This is a genomic window from Rheinheimera soli, assembly GCF_031457405.1.
GTDB classification, from domain to species: Bacteria; Pseudomonadota; Gammaproteobacteria; order Enterobacterales; family Alteromonadaceae; genus Pararheinheimera; species Pararheinheimera soli_A.
Genome location: NZ_JAVDWR010000004.1, coordinates 57905 through 74342, shown reverse-complemented (window position 1 = coordinate 74342; position 16438 = coordinate 57905). Strand labels below are relative to the sequence as shown.

Sequence of the window (16438 nt, the reverse complement as noted above, 5' to 3'; positions counted from 1 at the left end):
AAACAGCAGTGTAAACCAGAGACAGGCAGAACAACCAGAGGAAATCTATAGGCAAAGCAGTGAGATGGACAGAGAGAAAGTTATGACTATTAAAAACCCGACTTGCGTCGGGTTTTTTAAGTTCAATTACTTGATTTTCGCTTCTTTGAAAATCACGTGCTTACGCACTTTAGGATCGAACTTTTTGATTTCCATTTTTTCTGGCATGGTGCGTTTGTTCTTCGTAGTTGTATAGAAGAAGCCAGTACCAGCAGAAGAAACTAAACGAATTTTATCGCGCATAATTTACTTCCTTAAACCTTCTGACCTTTAGCACGCAGATCGGCTAAAACAGTATCGATGCCATTTTTGTCGATAATACGCATACCACGAGTGGAGATACGTAAAGTCACAAAACGGTTTTCGCTTTCAACCCAGAAACGGTGAGTTTGCAGGTTAGGCAGGAAACGGCGCTTAGTTGCGTTGTTGGCGTGTGAACGACGGTTACCTACCATCGGACCCTTACCAGTGATTTGGCACACTCTAGACATGTCAATGTTTCTCCAAAATTACTTCAGCTCGAGCTTCGTTCATCCTTCTGGCCAAGAAGAATGCCCCGGATTTCTGAAAGGGCGCAATTTATACACGAAAGCCTGATCAAATTCAAGCAAATCTGTACGGTTCAGGCGATCGTTTGCACATCCAAACTTCAGACCTTTATAGCCAGCCGCGTTCCGCAAAGGAAATAACCTCTGCATCACCCACTACAAAATGATCCAGCAACTTAATGTCGACCAGAGACATGGCTTGAGTCAGGCGTTCCGTTATAACCCGATCGGCACGGCTCGGCTCTGCAACTCCGGATGGATGATTGTGAGCCAAAATAACGGCGGCGGCATTATGCGCTAAAGCACTCTGAACTACAATACGCGGATACACAGGACTGGCATCAATAGTGCCGAAAAATAACGGCTCGGCGCAAATTAGCCGGTGTTGGCTGTCTAAATACAGCAGCATAAAAACTTCGCGTTTTTGCGAAGCTAAACTTTGCTGCAAATAACGCTTCACCAAAGCGGGTTCAGTAAAGACAGTATCGCGTTGCAGGCTTTGCACTAAATAACGTCGACTTAACTCCATAACCGCTTGTAATTGCACATATTTTGCCTGCCCCAAACCATGACCTTTGCAGAAATCAGCCTGACTGGCCGCTAATAAAGGCCGTAAGCCACCAAACTGATGCAATAAAGTGCGGGACAATTCCACAGCATCCATACCAGCCACACCGGTACGTAAAAAAATAGCCAGCAATTCGCCGTCCGATAAATGTTCTGCGCCATGCGCCAGTAGTTTTTCTCTGGGCCTTTCACCTGCAGGCCAGCTTTTGATACTCATCTTCACCTCCTTGAGTTTTTGTTTTCCTTCATCTTTCCGTGTTATCTTAACGCCAACTTAACCCCTTTTTGCTGCGACAGACATGGCACTATTACTGGCAGGAAAACGCATTTTATTAGGCATCAGCGGCGGTATTGCCGCTTACAAAAGTGCCGACTTAATTCGCCGTCTGAAAGAACGTGGCGCTGAAGTACGGGTGATCCAAACCGACGCAGCGCGCGAATTTATTACACCTTTAACGTTGCAGGCCTTATCCGGTCATCCGGTGGCCAACAGCCTGCTCGACCCAGCTGCTGAAGCTGCTATGGGCCATATTGAGCTGGCGAAATGGGCCGATTTATTGTTAATAGCCCCGGCATCTGCTGATTTAATTGCCCGCTTAGCGCACGGCCTGGCCAACGACTTGCTCAGTACTTGTGTGCTGGCCACCGACGCTCCAGTGGCAGTGGCTCCTGCAATGAATCAGCAGATGTATAAAAATATAGCCACCAAACACAACATAGACACATTAAAGATACGTAATTTTTACATTTGGGGCCCTGCAGCAGGCGAACAAGCTTGTGGTGATGTGGGTATGGGCCGGATGTTAGAACCTTTGCAGCTGGTGGATTTAGTACTAGAGCATTTTGCGCCGCAAGTTCAACCTTTAGCTGGCGTATCGCTGGTGATTACCGCTGGCCCTACCCGCGAGCCTATAGATCCAGTGCGTTATATCTCTAATCACAGCTCGGGCAAAATGGGTTTTGCTTTGGCTGACGCTGCTGCGCGCTTAGGTGCCGATGTGACATTAATCGCAGGACCAGTGCAGCTTAAGACTCCTGATCAGGTAAAGCGTATTGATGTAGTCACAGCCGAAGAGATGTATCAGGCCGCATTAGAGCAGGCAATCAGCGCACAGATCTTTATTGGTTGCGCTGCGGTAGCAGATTATAAAGTGGCACAGGTCGCGACACAGAAACTGAAAAAAACCAGCGACGACAGCACCAGCCTGACCTTAGTGAAAAACCCCGACATTATTGCCGCAGTAGCCGCATTAACATCACAACGTCCTTTTACTGTAGGTTTTGCTGCTGAAACTCAGGATGTCGCCAATTATGCCAGGCAGAAACTGGCGAAGAAAAATCTGGATCTGATTTGCGCCAACGACGTATCTCTGTCGAACCAGGGCTTTAACAGCGAACACAATGCCCTCACTGTATTTTGGGCCGACGGCGAACAGCAGTTTGGCTTACAACCCAAATCAGAGCTGGCACACCAACTTCTTTTATTGATTAACGAGCGTTATCTGCATGAAAAAAGCCATTGATTTAAAAATTCTCGACCCACGTATCGGCACTGAATTCCCATTACCGGCTTATGCCACACCGGGCAGCGCTGGTTTAGATTTACGGGCTTGTCTGGATGCAGAAGTACAACTGGCTCCGGGCCAAACCATGCTGATCCCTACCGGCTTGGCTATTCATATTGGTGACGCAAATTTATGCGCCACTATACTGCCGCGTTCTGGTTTAGGTCATAAACACGGCATAGTGCTGGGTAACTTAGTGGGTTTAATCGACTCGGATTATCAGGGCCAGCTGATGGTGTCTATGTGGAACCGTTCACAGGAACACTTCGCTATTAACCCGGGCGATCGTATCGCTCAGTTGGTCTTTATGCCTGTAGTGCAGGCAGAATTTAACATAGTTTCAGATTTTGACGCTTCAGACAGAGGCGAAGGTGGATTTGGTCACTCTGGCCGGCAGTAATTTGTGACAAGGATATCCATGGCAACGACAAAACGTCCCAACCGCAAAGAAGATATTTTGCAGGCTCTGGCCGCTATGCTGCAAAGCCATGCTGGTCAGCGTATCACCACAGCAGCTTTGGCGGCTCATGTAGGTGTATCCGAAGCGGCTTTGTACCGGCATTTTCCCAGCAAAGCCCGGATGTTTGAAGGATTAATCGACTTTATCGAAGACACTTTGTTGTCTCGCATTAATGCGATAGTGCAGGAGCACAAACAAACCGAACAGCGTATTGAACTCATTATGCAATTATTGCTGATTTTCGCCGAGCGTAACCCCGGCATTTGCCGTATTCTGACTGGTGATGCCTTACAGGGTGAACAGGAGCGTTTGCAGGAGCGCATCAGCGCCTTGTATGAAAAGCTGGAAACTCAGCTGAAACAATGTTTACGCGAACGTAAGTTACGTGAAGGCAAAAGTTTTACTGTGGATGAAGGTGATTTAGCCAACTTGTTGCTGGGTATTTGCGAAGGCAAAATGCAGCAATTTGTACGTTCAGGTTTTGCCCGCTTGCCTACAGCTCAATGGCCAAACCAATGGGCTTTACTGCAAAAAACTTTGTTTGGTTAAATCCCTCAGCTCTCCACTCTAAGCTCAGTCTGAACCACTGAGCTTAGAGTCAGCTTGTTAAAGCGGCACCCTCAAACTAAGCCCAAACTGACGACCTGATCGGGCTGGAATAGTATTAATACTCTGACCCACAAATTCGGCCTGATAAATCTGCTGGTCCCAGAGGTTATAAACTGTAGTTTGTAACTGAGCGTTGTAGAAATCCGGCAAAGGCAGACGCCAGGACAAGTTCATCAGCCAATAAGCATCTGCTGTTGGATTCAGTAGTTGCCTGTTTGCATTTCGAACCAGAATATCTTCAGCTTCCCCAATGTATTGCAAAGCGGCATACACAGAACCCCAAACATCAGACAGCTGATAGGTCATTGCAGATTTCATCAGCCAGTGCGGCACAGTGGTAAAGTCTTTTGTCTCATTCACCTCATTTTGTTGCCAGGTGATGGCAAGGTCAGCCGTCAAACGTTTTGTCACTTGCCTGGACCATTCCAGTTCCACCCCATGCAGTCGCATTTCCCCCTGATTGACAAAATCAATCACCCTATCGGCAGCTCTTTGCCTGCTGATCAACTCATCCGCCTTGCTCTGGAACAAAGTCAGACTAAAACGCTCAGCTTCAGCCTGATAAAACAACTGCAGATCTGTCGTATTTACCTGCTCTGCTAACAAATCTGGATTACCACGCAAGCCACCTGTCACCTCGCCTGCCTGATTTCGCAAAATCAGATTAAAATTAGTTTCTACCCCATAAGGGTCACGATAAGCATTGGCATGTAAAAGCTTCACAGCCCAATCCGGGTTAGCTTGCCAAACCAGCGCCATGCGGGGCACCCATTCATTGCTTCCCAACTGACTGTTGTTGTATTGCAAACCAGCAGACAATTTCCAGTCGCTGTGAAAACTCCAGTCAGCCTGCACAAAAGCAGTATCTCTGCGATTTTTGGTCAAAGGCACAGGCCCATTGGCTAATCCGGCTTCAGTGCCAAAACGTTGCCACCACAAAGAGCCTCCCAGCTGCCAGCTCCATACCTTTGAAGGTTGCCAGTGCTGGTTCAACTCCAGATAACGTTCAGTGGAATAGGCATCATAGTTGTAATGGCTGAAATCCATACGGGCAACGCTGACTGCAGAAGCCAGCCATAACTGCTCAGATTGCTGCCACTTATGACTTAAAGCAGCATGATGCCTTTGGCTGTCGACCTTGCGATCCTCTGGTAACACAGTGCCGGACCAACTGGTACTGGCACCAAAAAAATCCTGAGTGCTGGATAAACTCATTAGATCCAGTTGCCAGCCCTGATAATGAAGACTACTAAACAGCCCTGCGTTGCGCTGCCCATAATCTATGCTGTTTTCCACTCCAGCATTATCAAAGGACCGGAAATCCCAACCATCCGACCAGCTGACTTTAGCGGCAAATAACAGCTTCAGTTCCTCTCCGCCACTGAGTAGTAAAGAACCTGATTGATAGCCCTGTTCGCCGATACTTAGTTGAATAGATTTACCAGCGGCCTCAGTCGTCACCAGATTAATAACGCCGCTGTAAGCATTAGAGCCATAGAGCACAGAACCAGGCCCGCGGATCACTTCAATCCGGCTTAAAGCCTGAACCGGAAAAGCATTATAAATCGCAAAATTAATACCGCCCGAGTAACTTTCCCGCAGAGGTTTGCCATTTAATAAAATCAGCACATGGTTATCGGCGTGAGTGAGTAAATCTCCGCGTACAGAAGATACATTATTAGGAAAGAAGTGAGAGCCCGTCATATAAAAACTGCTGACCTGCTCCAGTAATTGATATAAAGAATCTGCCCCTGAATTGCGAATTTGCTCAGCGCTGACAATGGTCATCACAGCAGCGGCTGATTTTAAATTCTCTTCATAACGGCTGGCGGTCACCACAGGAATATCCATCAGCTCTGTCAGGCTCATCTCAAACAAATCCTGTATTTCCTCCGCAACCAGAGGAAAAACAGCAGTCAGCATAAAAAAAACCGGAATTACAGAGCGCAAATGCGACATAACTGCCTTGTCTGACTAGAATAAGATCTTAACAGGAGTTTAGGAATCAGTATCTTAGATGGCAAGTAAGCGGAAAATTTATTTCTATCCTGCTTTTATCAGTCTGACGCTGACAGGCCTGTTGTCGGTGTTCGCATTCGGCTGGGTGGCGCCGGCCTCAGCCGCCATGGATGCAGCGCCTATGGACGACCAAAGATTTTCGGCTATGCAGGCCGCTTATATTTACAATATTGCCAAGTTTTTTGAATGGCCGGCCCAGCCCGGACAAAGTACTTTTGATATTTGTTTGCTGGGGGAAAAAAATGAAGTGTTGTTAAGTCAGTTACAAAAAGGCACCGAAAAAAGGCAGCTTCAACAATTACCCGTCAGGATACTGCAAATCGACAACTCAGGCAGCAGTACTGAGGCCAGCCAATGCAAAGTATTGTATTTTACTCAGACGCCTGAAGGTTCAGGCTTCACAGATTTACCCCAACTGCATCATCAACAAGTATTACGTATTTCCGCACCCTATGTCAGTGCAAGCCCATATTCTCAGGTTGATATGGAGCTTGAAGGCAACAGAATAGTGCTTTATGTCAAAGCTCAGGCCCTGACAGAATCTGGCCTGCAAGCCAAAGCGGCCTTTTTATCCATAGCGAAGCAGAGGTAAATCATGATGATCCTGCTCTCTTTTCGCTACCGGGTGTTTTTTTCTATTTTGCTACTCACCCTGCTGAGCCTGAGCATAGTGCTGGTGCCCTTATTCTGGACCAGCAGCGATCAGTACAAAGCTCAGTTGCAATCTTATACCAGCGCTCAGGCTCGTATTCTGGCTTCTATGAGTTCCGCAGCCATAGTCTTTGATCAGCCCGAAAGTGCCAGCACTATGCTGGACTCTTTAAAAGAGTCGCCGGATATAGTTTCTGCCAGCTTGCTGAAATACGATGAATTTAGCGACAGCCATCAGCTTTTTGCCAGTTATGGTACAGAGCCTGTCCCCCCTTCTTCAGAACAGTTAGAAGAACAACACATTTTTGATGCCGATTATTTGCATAGTGTTACCCCTGTGATGGTGGACAACAACTTGCTGGGGTATTTACGCCTGACCGTTAGCCTTACCCCACTGAAACAACAATTAGCTCAGTTAAAATGGGGGTTAGTCTTAACACTGCTACTCACTCTTGGCCTCGCCAGTTGGTTGGCACTGATAGCCAGCAGAAGTGCTTTGAGGCCCTTAGATCATTTGAAAAGGGTCACCAGCTCAATAGCAGATACCAAAGATTACAGCAGACGCGCCAGTAACTCCTCAGATCCTGATATTCAGGGCTTGATCCAGTCATTTAATGCCATGCTGGATGTGATTGAGCAAATTAACAGCGATCAACAGGACAAAGAGCAGGAAATTCTGGAACTGAATAAAACCCTGGAACAAAAAGTACAAAGCCGTACTGCTGAACTTCAGCGTAGCGTGCAGGAGCTGGATCAGACCTTACAGCATTTAAAAACCACTCAGACCAAGCTGGTTGAGCGGGAGAAGATGGCCTCTTTAGGCTGTCTGGTGGCTGGCGTAGCCCATGAAATTAATACCCCGGTGGGAGTTGCTGTAACAGCTGTAACTCACCTGAGTTTTTTAACCTCTGAGTTAAGCCATGCGGTTGAAAGTGGCTCTATCAGCAAATCTATGTTCAGCAAAATGACGGCAGAACTGAATGAAACTTCAGCCATTGTGTTAAAGAATCTGGAGCGGGCAGCAGAGCAAATCCGTAGCTTTAAAATGGTGGCCATTGATCAGTCCAGCGAAGAAGCTCGCGAGTTTAACTTGCTGGAATATATACAAAATATAGTCCTGTCTTTAAGGCCAAAATTGAAATACACCCAACATCAAATCAAACTGGAAATAGACCCAACAATCCGGCTTTATAGTTTTCCCGGAGTATATTCACAGATCTTTACCAACCTGATCATGAATTCACTGATCCATGGTTTTAAAGATATAGAAGCAGGCGAAGTGGTGATCCAGGCACAACAACAAGAAGGTTTTTTACAGCTGAATTATTACGACAATGGCAAAGGTATAGCCAAAGAAATTAAAACAAAAATATGGGATCCCTTTGTCACCACCAACAGACAAGCAGGTGGCAGTGGTTTAGGCACTTATATTTTGTATAACCTGATCACTCAGGGCCTGAATGGGCGTATTGATTTAGTAGACGATGTACAACAAGGTGTGCATTTTGCGATGTTAATTCCGCTGGTGAACGAACCTGCTCACCAGCGGAATGATCTTTAACTGAATTTCTGCCAGATAGCAGCAGCCCAGACTAAAGCCACAAAAACTAAAGCTGAAGTGACAGCTGCTGAACCCATATCTTTAGCCCGGCCTGATAATTCATGCCGTTCTAAACTGACACGGTCGGTTAAAGCTTCAATGGCAGAGTTGAGTAACTCCACAATAATCACCAGTAACCAGACGCCCATCAAAAGCGCAAAATGACCAAAATCAGCAGCCAGATACCAGGCAAATGGTATAGCAGCCAAAGTTAAACCCGCTTCCTGACGAAAGGCAGCCTCGTTCACCCAGGCTGCGGCAAAGCCTTTACGGCTACAATCTGCAGCTTTAATAATACGCCCAAAACCCGTGCCATTTGGCTTGTTCATAGCTTGTCCTTAAAACTGCATCACACTCGGGCTAACAGCTTAGCTCACACCATACTGGGCACGGTAAGCAGACACAGCTTCTAAATACTGGGCCAGCTCTGGTTTGCCTTGCAGGTAGTTGATTAAGTCGTTTAAACAAATGATAGAGATCACTTGAGTGCCAAAGTCACGTTCGACTTCCTGAATAGCTGAAAGTTCGCCCTGACCTTTTTCCTGACGATCAAGCGCAATCAGCACACCACTTAAACTGGCACCCTGTGCCTGGATAAGCTGCATTGATTCACGAATAGCAGTACCTGCTGTGATCACATCATCCACCAGCATCACTTTACCCTGTAAAGGCGAGCCCACTAAGTTGCCACCTTCACCATGGGTTTTGGCTTCTTTGCGGTTGAAGCAATAAGGCACATCTTTACCATACTGATCAAACAAAGCCACAGCCGTAGTAGTAGCTATAGGAATACCTTTGTAGGCAGGGCCAAACAACAGGTCAAACTCTACACCGGCATCTTCTAAAGCTGCCGCATAAAAACGACCTAAACGGGCTAAATCACCACCCGTATTAAATAAACCTGCGTTAAAAAAGTACGGGCTGGTACGGCCGGATTTCAGCGTAAAACTGCCAAACTTCAGCACCTGACGCGACAATGCAAATTCAATAAAGTCTTTTTGAAACTGTTTCATCTGAACCTCTTACGCCAGCACTCGTTTTTGTTCGTCGATAATTTCACGGATAGCGTGTTTGCCTAATTCCATCATCTGCTGCATTTCTTCAAAGCTGAATGGCGCTTCTTCGGCCGTGCCCTGAATTTCGATGATTTTGCCAGTTTCGGTCATGACGATATTCATATCGGTTTCAGCATTTGAATCTTCGGCATAGTCTAAATCGGCAACTGCTGTGCCTTTATAAACACCAACAGAAACCGCAGCGACCATAAAATTCAACGGGTTGGTTTTGATCAAACCTTTAGCGCGCATAAAATTCAACGCATCGACTAAAGCCACACAAGCACCAGTGATAGAAGCAGTGCGGGTGCCACCATCGGCCTGGATCACGTCACAGTCGATAGTAATAGTGTTTTCACCCAACAGCCTTAAATCCACAGCAGTACGCAAAGCGCGGCCAATCAAACGCTGAATTTCCATAGTACGGCCACCCTGTTTACCACGAGCCGCTTCACGGTCGTTACGGGTATGAGTTGCGCGTGGCAACATGCCATATTCAGCTGTGATCCAGCCTTTGCCCTGGCCTTTCATAAAACGTGGCACACCTTCAATCACGCTGGCAGTACAAATAACTTTGGTGTTACCAAACTCAACCAATACTGAACCTTCAGCATGAGCCGTAAATTGACGGGTGAAAGTAATAGGACGAATTTGACTCGCTGTTCTGCCGCTAGGACGCATGGTGAAGCCTCAACCTGATATTAAAAGTGCTTCATTATAGGGATTTCACCCTTGCAGTGCCATCTATACCCAAAGTAAATAGAATAAGAAAGATCTGCCCTAAGCAATTGGTGCTGCAGCAAGGCGACAAGTTATCGAGTCCCCATGAGCATAGTTGTCCTATGTGCAATTGGATTGAAGTGAGAACTCGCAGGTCATGCCAAGCGGATACTTTCAAAAATGATTGGGGTGAGAGAGCGCAGGTAACGCAGCTGTGGCTTCAAGTGCGACGGGCAGATTAGACGAATGATGATTGAACTGGGTATACTCGGAATTATTTTGTATTTCAGGACTTAATTATGATCCACAGTATGACCGCTTATGCCCGCCACGAAATTCGTGCCAGCTGGGGCAATGCCGTTTGGGAAATCCGCTCCGTTAACCAACGTTATCTGGAAAGCTATTTCCGCCTGCCAGAACAGTTTCGTTGCTTAGAAGGTTTATTACGCGACAAACTGCGGCAGAAACTGCACCGCGGTAAACTGGAAATCAACCTGAAATACAGCGCGTCAAACACAGCTGGCGAGTTAAAAATTAACGAAGCTTTGGCCAAACAACTGATGCAAAGTGCAAGTAGCCTAGCCGAGCAAAGCGGCAAAGCCCAGCTGAACGTGGTCGATATTCTGCGCTGGCCTGGTGTGATGGAAACTCAGGAAGAAGATATCGACAGCTTACAAGCCGAACTGATGGCCGCCTTTGACGCCGCCTTAGTAGACTTCGTTGCAGGCCGTGGCCGTGAAGGTGTCGCCATAGAGCAAATGATCCGCGACCGTCTGGATCAAATCTCCATTCATGTCAGCACCTTACGCACGCATTTACCGCAAGCTCTGCAATGGCAACGCGACAAAATGCTCAACCGCCTGCAGGAAGTAAAAGCCGAACTGGACCAAAACCGTCTTGAGCAGGAAATGGCCTTTTTAGCGCAAAAATCTGACGTGGCAGAAGAGCTGGACCGTTTAGACGCTCATATCAAAGAAACCCGACACAGCCTGAAACAAGGCGGAGCCATAGGCCGCCGCCTCGATTTTATGATGCAGGAATTCAACCGCGAAGCGAATACTTTGTCCTCCAAAGCTATTTCAACCGAGATTACTAATACAGCGGTGGAGCTGAAGGTTTTGATTGAACAGATGCGCGAGCAAATCCAAAATATCGAATAATGTTTTTCGATGTTTCCCACCAAACCACACATCACATAACCTACTGATATAAAATAATTTACTGTTTCACCTTGTATCATTCAGTACCACCTAGCACCTTAGTGTTTGGTGGCCTGAATGGTGGCTAATACCACTCTTGCATTCCACCAAAATGGTGGCTAAAGTTCAGCTATCAAACGCAGAACAGAGTGCAATATTTATGGCCCAAATCACAATCAAAGAACTTCAAAGTCTGGTAAAAACAGGCGAACCAATTCGCAAACCTATAGGAAGTGGACTCTACTTCAAGATCAATAATTCCGGTTCTGCTAGCTGGTTTTATCGCTACGCTATCAATGGTTCTCGTCGTGAATTCACCTTAGGTGAGTATCCAGAGGTTTCTCTCTCGGAAGCAAATCGGCTTGCAGCTGAAGCCAAGAATTTAGTGAAATCTGGGCTGGATCCAATTGAAGAGAGCAAACGTGAGTTTCGGCAAAAGACTATTACTTGTGATGCCTTGTTTGACGACTGGTTTCACAAGGACATAGCACCTCGTCTGAAGCATCCTAATATTCCCTACCGCATCTATACAAAGGACATTAGCCCTGTCATCGGTAAGCTTTCGCTACATACAGTCAGCCCAATTGATGTCCGCAGAGTATTGGAGAGAGTAAGAGAATCAGGCAGACCGACAATTGCTAACGATACGCTAATGTATATGAAGCAGTTATTCCGGCACGGCAGAAAACTAAACCTACTGTTAAACAATCCAGCTGAAGATTTTAATGATAGGGACGCTGGGGGCGAAGAAAAGTCAAGATCCAGACATCTTAGTGAGGAAGAGTTAGTAAAATCATTTGAAGTTTTTCGTCAGCATATCCGTAGTTTTGGTATCGATAACTACATCGCATGTAGCCTATTTGTGATGCTGGGAGTCCGGAAGTCAGAGTTATGCGAGGCGAAGTGGTCAGAGTTTGACTTAGAAAATGCTGTATGGGATTTGCCTTCAGGCCGCTCAAAAACAGGAGCGCCGATATCTATCCCACTTTCAACCCAAGCAACGGCTTTGTTCAGAACACTAAAAGTACGCGCAGGCTTTTCCGACTATGTTTTCCCTGCAAGACGAGCTAGTGGCAGCGAGCATATGGGGCCTGATACATTAAATCGCGCAATTTCAAAATGCTTTGGCAGAGAGCCAGGACGCAAAAAACAGCCACCGAATCTGATGGGAGATATCCCAGCGTTCAGTGTGCATGACCTGCGCAGAGCATTCAGAAGCTTGTGTGCAAAACTGCGGATCAGCGGTGAAGTGGCTGAGCGTTGCTTAAACCATAAACTTAAAGGTGTAGAGGGGATCTACAACCGCCATGATTATTTTGATGAACGTAGAGATGCACACCAGAAAGTTTCAGACTTTGTTGAGCCAATGCTACTGCTTAATAAAATACTGTAGCTATTACCTGAAAACCAAAGCTAGAGGTACTGCTTCAAGTTGTGCCACCTTATTGGACGTGTTACTGCGTCGAAAAACTCTTTACTCTTTGATTCATTCGTCTATAAGATGGGTAACGCCACTCCAAAATTACCAGTCATACAAACTTGTCTATGTGCAAGGTTTCAGATTGGTAATTGCAGAAAAATTGGAAAAAGTAAGGATAATTCTAAATTATCCTTACTTTTTCATGATGCGTCCCCTTACGTCTGCCAATGTCACTTTCTCTTTTAATAAGCTGTCGCTTACGTGTGTATAGATTTCTGTAGTTGATATGCTGCTATGTCCAAGTAGTCTTTGTACAAAGCGGATATCCAGGCCTGATTCCAGCAGTTCACAGGCGGCGCTGTGTCTGAGCATATGAGGTGTCACCTTATTTTTAGTGCTGGCTCGTGTTGCTATGTTTTTGATGAGTTTTCTTAAGAATTGTGTAGATGCTGGCGAGCCTCTGCTGTTCACCAGGAAGTTACTGTCTTGAGGCTCGACCATCTGCCTGGCTTTGATGTAAGCCCTGGCCAGTTCGCACAGGTCAGCATCAGGTAAATAGACGTAACGTTCTCTGGCACCTTTGCCCAGAATTTTGATCTTTCTCTCGTCTATATCGATATTCGATATACAAATACCGGCCAACTCCCCAACCCTCATACCTGTTGACAACATCAACTCCAACGCCATCAAAGTAGAAAGCTTATTCAGCGATTTTTTTGTCTCAATGCCAAGCAGCAGCTCTTCTTCCTGGTATGTCGCATGAGATGCCATACCTAAGTCTGATTTTCCGCACTGGATCATTTTATGTAGCTCAGATGCAGCAACGTTTTTAGGTAACTTTCTCGGTAGTTTTATTTCTGCTCTGAACTGATGAAAAGGGTTCAATTGAACAACTTCATCCAGTTCCAGCCAGCGAAACATAGCTCTGACACAGGCAATTTTTCTTTTAATGGAGCTTGGGGCTAATTCAAGTTCAACAAGCTTATGGTGAAAGTTCGCCAATTCAACTTTGGTGATACTGGCTATGCCCAAGTCGCTGCCGACTATTAATTCAAACTGTGCGAGATCCAGGCGATAAGCTTTTAACGTGTATTTGGACAGATTTTTTCTTTGCTCACAGATTTTCAGATAAAGGGAACAGATACTGCTGACATCAGTCATAACGGACACCTTATATAAAATAGCGCCGTATACTACTGTTTTATATAAGGTTTAAGTGAGGTTTTTATACAACATTGCCCAGAGATTCAGCATTTAACTCAAACAACCTGAAGTTGCGAAGAGCCAGCCAGTTGAGCGCAGCCCTGAGCTGCGACTTCAAATAAGCTGATCTAAACCATAAATGAGAAACTATCCGTCAGCAGCGGCTCTATGTCAGCCTTTCTCTGCACTTTCACACCATTCAGGTACCGTCGTGGGTCTAAAGTGACAAAGCCCCAAAACTGTAAAAAGCGCACCACAAAACGCGATTCAATCAGCATTCCCAACTGTTCTTCAGGTGAAGAGTAGCGTTTATCCGGCAGTTGCTGAAGCAAAGTAGGAAATGCGACACACACTTCCTCTATCAGCTTTTCGAGAGAAGCATGGCTTTGCAGGCGCCATAACATAAAAAGCCAGAAGGGTTGTAGGTGAACCTGCTCACTCCAGCCATCCAGATAAGCCCAGTTGTATTGCTTAATGGCAGCTTCCAACATGGGTAGAAAAAAAGCCCGAATCCCCTGCTGCTGGTATTGTTTTATCGCAGCTTTTTTAACATAAAAACTGCCGGTTTTTTTATAAATAATGCCGGCACATTCGGCCAATAGTCGGCTGTAGTGCAGAGCATTAAATTTATCTTCGTTGCTGCCCGTAAATTCGCTGATACTTTGCTCTGTTTCAAACCGGGCTACCGCAAACTCAGGTAACAGCTCACTGGCTTGTTTTACTAATTTGGCCGGAAGGTTACCTTTGGTTGTGGCTTTAAAGCTGCCATTTTGCTTTATGGCTTCATCCAGCATCAAAGTCAAATAACGCATCACAGGGCTGGCGGATAAATCAGCTGGTGTGGTGATGGTGACCAAAGCTAATTCACTCAAAGGCGCATACAGCCAGTTCTCTATTTGATTCGGTGAAAGGCCACAAAAATCAGCATGAGGCTTGTTATTACGCTCTGCCATTTTGTGCTGAGCCACCAGGTTTAATTCGTCCAAACTCAGGTTTGGGTTCATCGCCAGAGTTTGAGCTATATCATCAAACACTTCTGCATGTTGTTTTGATACCGCATTGATACAGCAGTGTTTATATTTTTTACCACTGCCACAAGGGCAAGGATCGTTACGGCCTGTTTTCATCTTGATATGCTCGGTACTATTTCTCAGTTAACTACAAAAGCAAAACAACACTGCCCTGAATAATACGGTGCTAAAGATTAAATGCCCCTTGCTTAGTGATTTGCTCACTTCGGCTGATCCCCAGTTTGGTTGCCACGGCTTGCCAATGCTTCACCTTGCTGAGTACTTCGTCATAAATAGCTGTAGCTTCAACCTCACTTAAACGGAAGAAATCTCTCACTTCAAAAGCCAGCTGGTAATCAAGAGCGTTAGAGTTATCGGTAATGTTCAGATGCAAACCTTGTTTGTCATGGCTTGGGTTTAAATCGTAGGCCGGAGAAAGTTTCCAGCCTTTTTCCGTCAATAAAAAACCGTGGTTTCGTAAGTGGTCGTCGGTATTCGACACTGCAATATTAAAGACTATTCGCCGCCATAACTGAGCAAGGTCTGCTTTAGTCTGGGCGCCGTTGTTACTCAGGAACTCTGCGATTTCTAAGTAGCTTGCTCCTGCTGAATGCTCACCATCATAGTATTGCAGCTGCGTCATAGCCGAGGAGAAGTGAATTCGTTGGTCGCCCACCCGATCAAAACGTTTGGTCAGAAAGGTGTGATGGGTGGAGGAAAAGCGCTGTACGCTGCAAGGAAACATTTCAATGCCAGAGGCTATCGCAAGTTCATGGCACAACATTTCCCAGGCCCCAACGTCGAAGTTATCGTTTTGATTAGGGAATTTGGCTATCCAAAGGTTGTTAGCCGCATCAGTCACACAAGCTTTGGGCCTGGCGCCGCCCAAGGATGAGCCTGGAGAAATTAACATCTTTAACCAGCGGTAGTATTCGTCACTGTCGATGTTTTCATCCTGCTCAATTTTCATAGCCGCATATTCAAGCTCTCTGAGTGATGTAATAGGTGGCGCAGCAAACTCGGCGTTGTTATCCAGAAAGTCTGGCGATCCGGCAGTTTTAAAGCGGATCCCACCCATTCGATAGGAATCATGCACACCTAACAGGTAATCCAGCTCTGTTAATCTGGCCGAAGCTCGAATGCCTTTACGATATTCAATCGCAGCCCGTCGTTGCATTAATAAACGCCCCCAACGGTCTGGCGATGAGTCTAAAAAGGCACGAAAGTTTTGATCGGGCGAGTCGTTATAAAGCTCACCGCTATGCAGCGCTAACAGTGGGTCGATTTGCAGACGATATTTAGAACTAAGAAAACTTTTATCGTAAGCAAAACTAAAAATGCCCCCTCTGGTTGTTTCAGCAAAGGTCAGTTGCCCTACCAGTAAGGGCTCTGCTATCGGCATCCATGCTGCATAAACGTCTACCAGAGTTCGGCTCATCGTGCTCGCTCCAACAGCTGGATGTTTTGCAGTTTGGTACCAACTTCATCATGTGCTGCCACTTCAGCAAAATTATCTTCCATACCCAGCACTGCCATGACCTTCAGATAGGCCCCTATGGAGACACCTGGATCTCCGGCAAATACTTTACTGACAGTTTTGTTATCAAAGCCTGTTCTGTCACAGATGGTTTGTTTATTAAAACCACGACGTCTGGTCGCAAGCAGCAAGTCTTCACCAAAAGTAGCGAGGATTTTTTGCTGCTTAGGAAATAACACTCTGTGCATATCGCGCTTTGACATAAAAACCATCCAAAATGGGACTATATTCCCTTT

At 46.0% G+C, this 16438-nt stretch carries 18 protein-coding genes; 7 read left to right on the top strand and 11 right to left on the bottom strand.

Going from position 1 to position 16438, the window contains the following annotated elements; genetic code table 11:
* Positions 1 to 126: 126 nt before the first annotated feature.
* The 3 genes from rpmG to radC all read right to left on the bottom strand — a co-directional run bounded on the left by rpmG (position 127) and on the right by radC (position 1371).
* Positions 127 to 282 (bottom strand): 50S ribosomal protein L33, encoded by a 156-nt coding sequence (gene rpmG / locus J2W69_RS08325; protein ID WP_008219722.1) that lies wholly within the window; start codon positions 280 to 282, stop codon positions 127 to 129.
* Positions 283 to 293: 11 nt separating this feature from the next.
* Positions 294 to 530, bottom strand: coding sequence for a 50S ribosomal protein L28 (rpmB, locus tag J2W69_RS08320; RefSeq protein ID WP_008899984.1), 237 nt, complete (start codon positions 528 to 530; stop codon positions 294 to 296).
* Positions 531 to 696: 166 nt separating this feature from the next.
* Positions 697 to 1371, bottom strand: coding sequence for a RadC family protein (radC, locus tag J2W69_RS08315; RefSeq protein ID WP_310276631.1), 675 nt, complete (start codon positions 1369 to 1371; stop codon positions 697 to 699).
* An 82-nt stretch (positions 1372 to 1453) separates the two neighbouring features.
* Here radC and coaBC point away from each other — a divergent pair, with 82 nt between their 5' ends.
* The 3 genes from coaBC to slmA are packed head-to-tail and all read left to right on the top strand — an operon-like array spanning position 1454 to position 3728.
* Positions 1454 to 2677 carry a bifunctional phosphopantothenoylcysteine decarboxylase/phosphopantothenate--cysteine ligase CoaBC gene (gene coaBC, locus J2W69_RS08310; RefSeq protein WP_310276628.1) on the top strand — a complete coding sequence of 408 codons (1224 nt, stop codon included), beginning with the start codon at positions 1454 to 1456 and terminating at the stop codon, positions 2675 to 2677.
* Positions 2661 to 3119: a dUTP diphosphatase gene (gene dut / locus J2W69_RS08305; RefSeq protein WP_310276625.1), complete on the top strand. Its 459-nt coding sequence runs from the start codon at positions 2661 to 2663 to the stop codon at positions 3117 to 3119. The genes coaBC and dut overlap by 17 nt, the downstream gene beginning before the upstream one ends.
* Before the next feature lie 18 nt (positions 3120 to 3137).
* A complete protein-coding gene (gene slmA / locus J2W69_RS08300; protein WP_310276622.1) occupies positions 3138 to 3728 on the top strand; it encodes a nucleoid occlusion factor SlmA in 591 nt (196 codons plus the stop codon).
* A 57-nt stretch (positions 3729 to 3785) separates the two neighbouring features.
* Here slmA and J2W69_RS08295 read toward each other — a convergent pair whose 3' ends face one another.
* Positions 3786 to 5711, bottom strand: coding sequence for a TonB-dependent receptor plug domain-containing protein (locus J2W69_RS08295; RefSeq protein ID WP_310276619.1), 1926 nt, complete (start codon positions 5709 to 5711; stop codon positions 3786 to 3788).
* A 94-nt stretch (positions 5712 to 5805) separates the two neighbouring features.
* On the opposite strand from J2W69_RS08295, the gene J2W69_RS08290 reads away from it, so the two are divergent.
* Both J2W69_RS08290 and J2W69_RS08285 read left to right on the top strand, forming a co-directional pair.
* Complete coding sequence (locus J2W69_RS08290) at positions 5806 to 6399, top strand: YfiR family protein (protein WP_310276616.1); 594 nt, start codon at positions 5806 to 5808, stop codon at positions 6397 to 6399.
* A gap of 3 nt (positions 6400 to 6402) precedes the next feature.
* Entirely contained in the window at positions 6403 to 8019 is a 1617-nt protein-coding gene (locus J2W69_RS08285; RefSeq protein WP_310276613.1) for an ATP-binding protein, read from the top strand.
* On the opposite strand, the gene J2W69_RS08280 is transcribed toward J2W69_RS08285, so the two are convergent.
* Genes J2W69_RS08280 through rph form a run of 3 tightly spaced genes read right to left on the bottom strand, consistent with a single transcriptional unit; the run spans position 8016 to position 9794 of the window.
* A complete protein-coding gene (locus tag J2W69_RS08280) occupies positions 8016 to 8387 on the bottom strand; it encodes a diacylglycerol kinase (RefSeq protein ID WP_008899992.1) in 372 nt (123 codons plus the stop codon). The two genes, J2W69_RS08285 and J2W69_RS08280, sit on opposite strands and share 4 nt — an antisense overlap.
* A 39-nt stretch (positions 8388 to 8426) precedes the next feature.
* Positions 8427 to 9071, bottom strand: coding sequence for an orotate phosphoribosyltransferase (gene pyrE, locus J2W69_RS08275; protein ID WP_008899993.1), 645 nt, complete (start codon positions 9069 to 9071; stop codon positions 8427 to 8429).
* A gap of 9 nt (positions 9072 to 9080) precedes the next feature.
* Positions 9081 to 9794: a ribonuclease PH gene (rph, locus tag J2W69_RS08270; protein ID WP_310276608.1), complete on the bottom strand. Its 714-nt coding sequence runs from the start codon at positions 9792 to 9794 to the stop codon at positions 9081 to 9083.
* A gap of 338 nt (positions 9795 to 10132) precedes the next feature.
* On the opposite strand from rph, the gene J2W69_RS08265 reads away from it, so the two are divergent.
* Positions 10133 to 10993 carry a YicC/YloC family endoribonuclease gene (locus J2W69_RS08265; protein ID WP_310276604.1) on the top strand — a complete coding sequence of 287 codons (861 nt, stop codon included), beginning with the start codon at positions 10133 to 10135 and terminating at the stop codon, positions 10991 to 10993.
* Positions 10994 to 11192: 199 nt separating this feature from the next.
* Positions 11193 to 12425: a tyrosine-type recombinase/integrase gene (locus J2W69_RS08260; protein ID WP_310276602.1), complete on the top strand. Its 1233-nt coding sequence runs from the start codon at positions 11193 to 11195 to the stop codon at positions 12423 to 12425.
* A gap of 219 nt (positions 12426 to 12644) precedes the next feature.
* On the opposite strand, the gene J2W69_RS08255 is transcribed toward J2W69_RS08260, so the two are convergent.
* The 4 genes from J2W69_RS08255 to J2W69_RS08240 form a co-directional block, all read right to left on the bottom strand.
* On the bottom strand, positions 12645 to 13613 hold the full coding sequence (locus J2W69_RS08255) for a tyrosine-type recombinase/integrase (protein ID WP_310276599.1): 969 nt from the start codon (positions 13611 to 13613) through the stop codon (positions 12645 to 12647).
* Between the two features lie 170 nt (positions 13614 to 13783).
* Positions 13784 to 14782 carry a YecA family protein gene (locus tag J2W69_RS08250; protein WP_310276595.1) on the bottom strand — a complete coding sequence of 333 codons (999 nt, stop codon included), beginning with the start codon at positions 14780 to 14782 and terminating at the stop codon, positions 13784 to 13786.
* A 70-nt stretch (positions 14783 to 14852) separates the two neighbouring features.
* Positions 14853 to 16103 carry a type II toxin-antitoxin system HipA family toxin gene (locus J2W69_RS08245; RefSeq protein ID WP_310276592.1) on the bottom strand — a complete coding sequence of 417 codons (1251 nt, stop codon included), beginning with the start codon at positions 16101 to 16103 and terminating at the stop codon, positions 14853 to 14855.
* Positions 16100 to 16405: a transcriptional regulator gene (locus J2W69_RS08240; RefSeq protein ID WP_186435101.1), complete on the bottom strand. Its 306-nt coding sequence runs from the start codon at positions 16403 to 16405 to the stop codon at positions 16100 to 16102. Before J2W69_RS08240 ends, J2W69_RS08245 begins: the two co-directional genes overlap by 4 nt.
* Between the last annotated feature and the right edge of the window lie 33 nt (positions 16406 to 16438).

Coding starts and splice junctions, on each gene's coding strand:
- J2W69_RS08250 (WP_310276595.1), bottom strand. CDS start 14,782: ATGAAAACAGGCCGTAACGATCCTTGCCCTTGTGGCAGTGGTAAAAAA.
- J2W69_RS08290 (WP_310276616.1), top strand. CDS start 5,806: ATGGCAAGTAAGCGGAAAATTTATTTCTATCCTGCTTTTATCAGTCTG.
- pyrE (WP_008899993.1), bottom strand. CDS start 9,071: ATGAAACAGTTTCAAAAAGACTTTATTGAATTTGCATTGTCGCGTCAG.
- slmA (WP_310276622.1), top strand. CDS start 3,138: ATGGCAACGACAAAACGTCCCAACCGCAAAGAAGATATTTTGCAGGCT.
- J2W69_RS08260 (WP_310276602.1), top strand. CDS start 11,193: ATGGCCCAAATCACAATCAAAGAACTTCAAAGTCTGGTAAAAACAGGC.
- coaBC (WP_310276628.1), top strand. CDS start 1,454: ATGGCACTATTACTGGCAGGAAAACGCATTTTATTAGGCATCAGCGGC.
- rpmB (WP_008899984.1), bottom strand. CDS start 530: ATGTCTAGAGTGTGCCAAATCACTGGTAAGGGTCCGATGGTAGGTAAC.
- rph (WP_310276608.1), bottom strand. CDS start 9,794: ATGCGTCCTAGCGGCAGAACAGCGAGTCAAATTCGTCCTATTACTTTC.
- dut (WP_310276625.1), top strand. CDS start 2,661: ATGAAAAAAGCCATTGATTTAAAAATTCTCGACCCACGTATCGGCACT.
- J2W69_RS08280 (WP_008899992.1), bottom strand. CDS start 8,387: ATGAACAAGCCAAATGGCACGGGTTTTGGGCGTATTATTAAAGCTGCA.
- J2W69_RS08285 (WP_310276613.1), top strand. CDS start 6,403: ATGATGATCCTGCTCTCTTTTCGCTACCGGGTGTTTTTTTCTATTTTG.
- J2W69_RS08240 (WP_186435101.1), bottom strand. CDS start 16,405: ATGTCAAAGCGCGATATGCACAGAGTGTTATTTCCTAAGCAGCAAAAA.
- J2W69_RS08255 (WP_310276599.1), bottom strand. CDS start 13,613: ATGACTGATGTCAGCAGTATCTGTTCCCTTTATCTGAAAATCTGTGAG.
- radC (WP_310276631.1), bottom strand. CDS start 1,371: ATGAGTATCAAAAGCTGGCCTGCAGGTGAAAGGCCCAGAGAAAAACTA.
- J2W69_RS08245 (WP_310276592.1), bottom strand. CDS start 16,103: ATGAGCCGAACTCTGGTAGACGTTTATGCAGCATGGATGCCGATAGCA.
- J2W69_RS08265 (WP_310276604.1), top strand. CDS start 10,133: ATGATCCACAGTATGACCGCTTATGCCCGCCACGAAATTCGTGCCAGC.
- J2W69_RS08295 (WP_310276619.1), bottom strand. CDS start 5,711: ATGCTGACTGCTGTTTTTCCTCTGGTTGCGGAGGAAATACAGGATTTG.
- rpmG (WP_008219722.1), bottom strand. CDS start 282: ATGCGCGATAAAATTCGTTTAGTTTCTTCTGCTGGTACTGGCTTCTTC.